The 6676-nt window shown below is 76.6% G+C and carries 6 protein-coding genes; 2 read left to right on the top strand and 4 right to left on the bottom strand.

The annotated features are described in order from the left end of the window. Positions 1–52: 52 nt before the first annotated feature. The 4 genes from AB0D08_RS39945 to AB0D08_RS39960 all read right to left on the bottom strand — a co-directional run bounded on the left by AB0D08_RS39945 (position 53) and on the right by AB0D08_RS39960 (position 4121). Positions 53–856 carry an SGNH/GDSL hydrolase family protein gene (locus tag AB0D08_RS39945; RefSeq protein WP_359895264.1) on the bottom strand — a complete coding sequence of 268 codons (804 nt, stop codon included), beginning with the start codon at positions 854–856 and terminating at the stop codon, positions 53–55. Positions 857–1083: 227 nt separating this feature from the next. Continuing rightward, complete coding sequence (locus AB0D08_RS39950; RefSeq protein WP_359895266.1) at positions 1084–1488, bottom strand: glyoxalase; 405 nt, start codon at positions 1486–1488, stop codon at positions 1084–1086. Between the two features lie 68 nt (positions 1489–1556). Next, positions 1557–2177 (bottom strand): hypothetical protein, encoded by a 621-nt coding sequence (locus tag AB0D08_RS39955; RefSeq protein WP_359895267.1) that lies wholly within the window; start codon positions 2175–2177, stop codon positions 1557–1559. Positions 2178–3158: 981 nt separating this feature from the next. Next, positions 3159–4121: a hypothetical protein gene (locus tag AB0D08_RS39960; protein ID WP_359895269.1), complete on the bottom strand. Its 963-nt coding sequence runs from the start codon at positions 4119–4121 to the stop codon at positions 3159–3161. A 314-nt stretch (positions 4122–4435) separates the two neighbouring features. Here AB0D08_RS39960 and AB0D08_RS39965 point away from each other — a divergent pair, with 314 nt between their 5' ends. Together AB0D08_RS39965 and AB0D08_RS39970 are read left to right on the top strand one after the other, a co-directional pair. Further along, the gene (locus AB0D08_RS39965; RefSeq protein ID WP_359895271.1) at positions 4436–5605 is read left to right on the top strand and encodes an exonuclease SbcCD subunit D; all 1170 of its coding nucleotides are present in this window, start codon (positions 4436–4438) and stop codon (positions 5603–5605) included. Further along, positions 5602–6676: SMC family ATPase (locus AB0D08_RS39970; protein WP_359895272.1), on the top strand; the 1075-nt coding region annotated here is incomplete at its 3' end. The genes AB0D08_RS39965 and AB0D08_RS39970, both read left to right, overlap by 4 nt.

The raw sequence follows: 6676 nt of genomic DNA on the forward strand, positions 1-6676 counted from the left end.
GTACGGGCCAAGGCGACACCGCGGCGGGCCGGCGCCCGCAGGACCGGTCGGATCAGGCCCCGGCGGTGAAGGCCGGCAGGTAGCCGCCCGACTGGCCGGCCGCCTTCGGGTGGTAGCTCTCGTCGACCGGGAGCGTGGTGCTGTTCAGCCACACCGTGCCGCTGGCGCAGATCTCGTGGCCGGTGAAGAGCCCTCTGACGTCCTCGAAGGTGAAGCCCGCGTTGGCCGCCCGCTTGGCGATCACGTCGTCCAGGGTGTCGGCGGCGCCGTTGATGGCCGCCCGCTTGGTGTCGCCGATGCCGAAGATGCAGCTTCCGCCGATCTTGTAGAGGTGGGGGTAGCCGAGCACCACCACGTGCGCGTTCGGGGCCTTGCTGTGGATCGCCGTGTAGACCTGGTCGAGCTTGCCGGGCAGCGTGGTGGTGGCGTAGTTCTTCGCGGCGGCGACCGCGCTCAGGCAGGCGCTCTCGCTGTTGAGCACGCAGGTCTGCATGGTGTCCGCGAAGCCCGCGTCGTTGCCGCCGATGGTGATGCTGACCAGCGTGGTCGAGGAGTCCAGCACCGACAGCTGGTTGTTGAGCACGTCACCGGTGCGCGCGCCCGAGCAGGCCACGAAGGAGAAGGCCGACGGCCCGTGGGCGTTCTTCCAGAGATAGGGGTAGGCGTTGGTGCTGCGCTTGCAGCTGCCACTGTCGCTCAGGTAGCTGCCGGCGCCGACACCGGCGGAGTAGGAGTCACCGAGTGCCGCGTACCGGGCGGCCGCCGCACTGGCGTCGGTGGCGGCGGTCAGCGTGACGAGGGAGAGGAGCACCGCCGCAAGGGTTGCGGGCAGGGCACGGCTACGGACATGGCGCATGAGCACCTCCGGTGGAGTGACGTGGGTCACATTCTGGATACCAGCCAGTAGCCCAACCGAATAGTGGTCATGCCAAAGTTGCCGCCGGGCGGAGCATGAATTTTCCCCTGGAGAACCTGGGAGTCGCCGAGTTGACTCCGTGGCGGAGTGGCGGTGCGTCATCCGGGCGGCCCCGGCCGTGCCAGCCGGACGGTCTCAGCCGGGGCAACCAGGGCGGCCGGGCAGGCTCAGCCGAGCACGATCTCCAGCTCGAAGCCCTGACCGTCGATCAGGTGCACCGCCGTACCGGTGTCCACCCGCAGCTGCCAGCCGGCCGCCAGCGCGGCGTCCACCGCCGCCCGCGATCCGTGCACCGCCAGGTGGTTCAGCCCGGCGCGCAGCCGCTGGTGCCCGCCGGGGAGCAGCGCCGGCGACTGCTCCACCACCAGGTACGCCGGGCCGAGCCGCCAACTGCGGCCGTGCTCCCAGCGCTGGAACGGCTCACAGCCCAGCGCCAGCAGCACCGGGCCCCACTGCGCCTCGGTCAGCGCCAGGTCCTCGACCCAGAGCTCGACATGGTGGAACAGGCCCGGGGCGGGGGCGGGGGCGGTGGCGGTGGGGGTGGGGGCGGGGGCGGGGGCGGGGGTGGTCACGGTGGTCGGCTCCCGGGTCGGGCGGGGCTGGGCAGAGCGGAGGTGTTCGGTGGGCGTGCGACGGGACGTCAGGGCCTGGGGCCGGGGCGGGTCTCGGCAAAACGGCAGCCGGCCGCGGGCAGTTCCTCGATGACCTCGTTCGCGGAGGCCGGTACACCCAGTCCGGCCACCGCGCAGGCTACCGCCGCCCGCGCCTGCCGCAGACCCGGCGCACCCCAGCCGAGCAGCTCGACCGCCAGCCCGGGGGCGACCAGCAGCCTGCGGTAGTGGCGGCCGGAGGCCGGATCGGGCACGGTCGGGCCGACCCGGCGCAGCGCGGCCGCCATCCGTACCCGCGCGCACTCATGACCGCCGTTGGCCGAACCGACCCGGTCGTAGAGGTAGCCCAGGTACAGCGGACGGCCGATCTCCGCCTGCGCCTCCTCCGCCGACTCGCGGGCCAGCGCCGCACCCGGGTCCCCGCGGTCCTCCGGCTCCAGCGAGCCACCGGGAAGACTGACGATCCCGTCCTTCGGGTTGACCAGGGTGAGCACCCGGCCGTCGGGCGCGAACAGCCAGCCCCAGGACTGCTTCACCGGCAGCCCCGCCGGAACCGGCTCCCCCGGCCGCCAGGGCCAGCCCGCGGTGGGGCGACGCCGTACGCGGCCGAGCAGGTCGGAGATCTCCGCGCTGTACTCGATGTGTCCCATGCGTCTCCCTTCGGGGTGGGGTCGCGGGCGCTGTGGCCGGCGGTCGTCGGTCGTCGGGGGCCACGACCGGCGCCGGGCCACGGAGCCGGGTCGGTGGGGGCCGCCGCGCGCTCTGCCTGTTGATCTTCCCCGAACAGGCGGTCGATGAACAGCCCTGGACCGCCGCCCGGGGCACGGCCGCACCACCGTGGACCGGCGGTGACCAGCCGCCACCGGACGGACGGCCGGAGCACCGGGCCGCCCGCCCCGGCACCCGGCCGCCGCCGCCCGCGGGCCGAGGACCGACCGGCCCCGCAAGGCTCCGCCGGAGCTCTGGCCGGGACACGAGGCGGCCCGGCCGGCGGCGACGCCCACAGGTCGAGGACAGAACCTCCGCCCGCGGGCCGGGCCGACCCTCCCGCCGAAGGCGCACCCAACGGCCCCGCCCGACCGCCGGTCAGGACGCAACGCGGCCCGGCCGTCGCCGGGGCGTGCAGGCCAAGGACACCCCAGTGGGCGCCCCGCCCCCGGCGCCCACGCCCTCGCCCTCGCCCTCGCCGGAGGCCGGGATACCGGACCGACACGGCTCCCCCGACCTCCGCCGGACCGCCGGACCGCCGGACAGGGGGCGTCTCCGCGACATGCCCGGACCGGCGGGACCGCGGAGCGTTCTCGCAGTGGGCCACCACCGCCCTGGTCGAATCGCCGCTCCCGGCCCGGCCGGCCGGGCCGATGAACCGGCACTCGTCCCACCGGGGCTGCCGACGGTGCCCGGGCCACCCCATCCGCCCGACGCCGCGCGGCCGGCCGACCGCACGGATCGGATCGGATCGGCACGTGACTTCGGGGGCCCACCCGTTCCACCTCCGGCCGAGCCCCGACGCCCCTCACCGGTCCGAGGCCGTGTCCGACACCCACACCGGGCGCGCGACGCCGTGCGCCGCACGTACCCCGACGCCGCGAACTCGTCCGACTCCGGCGCGAGGTGTCGGGCGACGGCACCTAGCCGGGGCCCGGCGGCGGGACGGGGAGCCGGAAGCCGGGGCGGACCCGACCGGTCCCGACCGGCGCCGCCCGGGCCGGCGGCAGCACCATCGGCCGCAGGCCGCCCCCGGCGACCGCCCAGCCAAGCACCTCCGCCCCGACGCCCGCCGCCCCGCCGTCCGAGCCCTCCGGCAGCACCCGGTGGAGCAGCAACTCCCCTTCCGCCGCCCCGGCCAGCGCGGCCGCGAGCGTCACGCAGAACGCCTCCGCCGGCCGGCCCGCCACCGACAGCCGGCCCGGCGCCACCGACAGCTCCGTCTCCGCCGCCAGCTCCCCGGCCGCCCGGGACGCCGCCCGCAGCACCAAGCGGTGCCGCCCCGGGCCGGCGCCCGCCGCCACCGCCAGCAGCACCTCACCCGCGTACCCGAGCGCCGCGGACGCCCGCCCGTGCACCCCGGCACCGCCGCCGGCCCGCTCCGCGGCGGCCAGCAGCGCGCTGCACCCGGCGAGCATCCGCAGCCGGTCGTCGTGGTCGGCGACCAGCGCCGGCAGCAGCTCGGCCAGCGGCTCGCCCCGGTAGACGAACGGCTCCCCCGGGTAGTCCGGGTCGGCCGCGTACGCCGTCCGGGCCGCCGGCTCCGCCGGGTCGAGCAGGCGCTCGGCGCAGAAGTCCTGGTACCCGGCGGCGTCCAGCAGCCGCAGGTGGACCTCCAGGCCGAGGCCGCCGAGTGCCCGCAGCTGGCGCTCGGTGCGGCAGAGGTACTGCGGGTGCGCTGCGGGCGGGTGCGCGGCGGCACCGAACACCGCCAGCGCCCGCAGCCGCTCGAAGTCCGCCGCCCGCGCGGCGACCGCGAGCGCGACGGGCTGCCGGAACGGCGCACCGCACCGGCCCCACCGTCCCCCGCGGTGCCCGGCCCGCCCCGGGCCGCCCCTCACCCGGTACGCCGACCGGCCCGGCCCGCTGCCGCGCTGCCTGGACATGGCCACTCCCTCCGTACCGCGCGGGCCGCCCCCGCGCAGGTCGTCGCCGGACGGCCCGCGACGGCACCGCCCACGCCCGGGAACATACACAGCGTCACTGACAGTCCACGCTCCGCGAGCAGCTGCGGGCCCGCGGGCACCTGCCGCACATATAACCCACGCCCCCGGAGGGCGGGGGCGGATCCGGCACAACGGCCGCGTTGTCGGTGGTTCCTGTGATACTCGGTGCTGGCCGGCCCTGTCCCGTCGGCCCCGCCGGACGGCGGCGACGCACAGGGAGCGGACGTGGCGAGCATGCGGGTGGTGGCCCGGTCGTGAGACTGCTGCACACCTCGGACTGGCACCTCGGGCGCTCGTTCCACCGCGAGAGCCTGCACGACGCCCAGCGCGCGTTCCTCGACCACCTGGTCGAGGTGGTCCGCACCGAGCGGGTGGACGCCGTACTGGTCGCGGGCGACGTCTACGACCGCGCGCTGCCCGGACTGGACGCCGTCGCGCTCTTCGACGACGTGCTGTTCCGGCTGGCCGGACTCGGCGTCCCCACCGTCTTCATCAGCGGCAACCACGACTCGGCCCGCCGCCTGGGCGTCGGCTCCCGGCTGATCGACCGGGCCGGCATCCACCTGCGCACCGACCCCGACGGCTGCGCCCGGCCCGTCCTGCTCTCCGACGCGCACGGACCGGTCGCCGTGTACGGGCTGCCCTACCTGGAGCCCGCGCTGGTGCGCGAGCGCTTCGGGCTGGACCGCGGCGGACACGACCGAGTGCTCGGCGCCGCGATGGACGCCGTCCGGGCCGACCTGGCCGCCCGGCCGGCCGGGACCAGGGCGGTGGTGCTGGCGCACGCCTTCGTCACCGGCGGCGCGCCCAGCGACAGCGAGCGCGACATCACGGTCGGCGGGGTGGCGAGCGTGCCCGCCTCGGTCTTCGACGGCGTCCACTACGCAGCCCTCGGCCATCTGCACGGCAGCCAGACCCTCGCCCCGCACCTGCGCTACAGCGGCTCCCCGCTGGCGTACTCCTTCTCCGAGGAGCACCACCGCAAGTCCATGTGGCTGGTCGACCTCGCCGCCGACGGCTCCGTCGAGGCCGAGCGCGTCGACTGCCCGGTGCCGCGCCCGCTGGCCCGGCTCCGCGGCACCCTCGCCGACCTGCTGGCCGACCCCCGGCACACCCCGCACGAGGGCTCGTGGGTGCAGGCCACGCTGACCGACCCGGCCCGCCCGGCCAACCCGATGGACGAGCTGCGCCGCCGCTTCCCGCACACCCTGCAGCTGCTGTTCGACCCCGAGGGCGGCACCGGTGACGGCGAGGCCTCGTACGCGGCCCGGGTCAGTGGCCGGACCGACCTGGAGGTCGCCGAAGGGTTCGTCCGGCACGTCCGGCCGGGCCGGGAGGTCGACGCGGTCGAGCACGCCTGGCTGGTGGAGGGCCTGGAAGCGGTCCGGCGGAGCACCGAACGAGCCCGGGAGGAGGCCCGATGAGGCTGCACCACCTGACGGTCACCGCCTTCGGCCCGTTCGCCGGTACCGAGCAGGTCGACTTCGACCGGCTCGCCGACACCGGCCTGTTCCTGCTGCGCGGCGCGACCGGGGCCGGCAAGAGCAGCGTCCTGGACGCGGTCTGCTTCGCGCTGTACGGCGAGGTGCCCGGTGCCCGCAAGGGCAACCCGCTGCGCAGCGACCACGCCGCCCCCGACCGGCTGACCGAGGTCCGGCTGGAGCTGACCCTCGGCGGCCGGCGGCTGGAGATCACCCGCAGCCCCGAGCAGCGCCGTCCCAAGCGCCGCGGCAGCGGCTGGACGGTGGAGAAGCCGCAGACCCTGCTGCGCGAGGCGGTCGCCGACCCGGGCGGCGGGGCGCCGGCCTGGCGGGCGCTCAGCAAGTCCCACCAGGAGGCCGGCGAGGAGATCCGGCACCTGGTCGGGATGAGCCGGGACCAGTTCTGCCAGGTGGTGCTGCTCCCGCAGGGCGACTTCGCACGCTTCCTGCGCGCCGACTCCAAGCAGCGCGCCGAACTGCTCGGCAGGCTCTTCGACACCCGCCGGTTCGAGCTGCTGGAGCGCTGGCTCGGTGAGCAGCGCCAGCAGCAGGAGGCCGCCGTCCGCGAGGGCCGGCGGCGGCTGCGCGAGCTGGCGGCCCGGGCCGAGGAGGCGGCCGGCCCGCTGGCGGAGCCCGCGGAGCAGTGGCTCCCGGCGGAGGACGGCCCGGCCGCCGGCTCGGCCGGCCTCGCCGACGCCGTCCTCGGCTGGGCCGCGATCCTGCGGGTCGGCGCCGCCGAGCAGCTCACCGTCGCGTCCGCCGCACTGACCTGGGCCGAGCGGGAGCACGGCGGGGCCCAGCACCGGCGGGAGCGGGCAGCCGAACTGGCCGACCGGCAGCGCCGCCACCGCGAGGCGGCGCTCGCCGCCGCCGCGCTGGCCGGGCAGGCCGAGGCGCTGGCCGGCGACCAGGACCGGCTGGCCGCGGCCCAGGCCGCGGTCGGGGTGGAGAGTCTCAACGGTCTCGTCGAGACCGATGATCTCCTGCAGGCCACGGGCCAAGGACCGCTTCAAC

Origin of the sequence: Kitasatospora sp. NPDC048540, from assembly GCF_040651175.1 — a bacterium.
In the GTDB taxonomy this organism is placed as follows: Bacteria; Actinomycetota; Actinomycetes; order Streptomycetales; family Streptomycetaceae; genus Kitasatospora.

Bases quoted from the DNA above. Each gene is read 5' to 3' on its own strand.
- AB0D08_RS39960 (WP_359895269.1), bottom strand. From the start codon at position 4,121: ATGTCCAGGCAGCGCGGCAGCGGGCCGGGCCGGTCGGCGTACCGGGTG.
- AB0D08_RS39945 (WP_359895264.1), bottom strand. From the start codon at position 856: ATGCGCCATGTCCGTAGCCGTGCCCTGCCCGCAACCCTTGCGGCGGTG.
- AB0D08_RS39955 (WP_359895267.1), bottom strand. From the start codon at position 2,177: ATGGGACACATCGAGTACAGCGCGGAGATCTCCGACCTGCTCGGCCGC.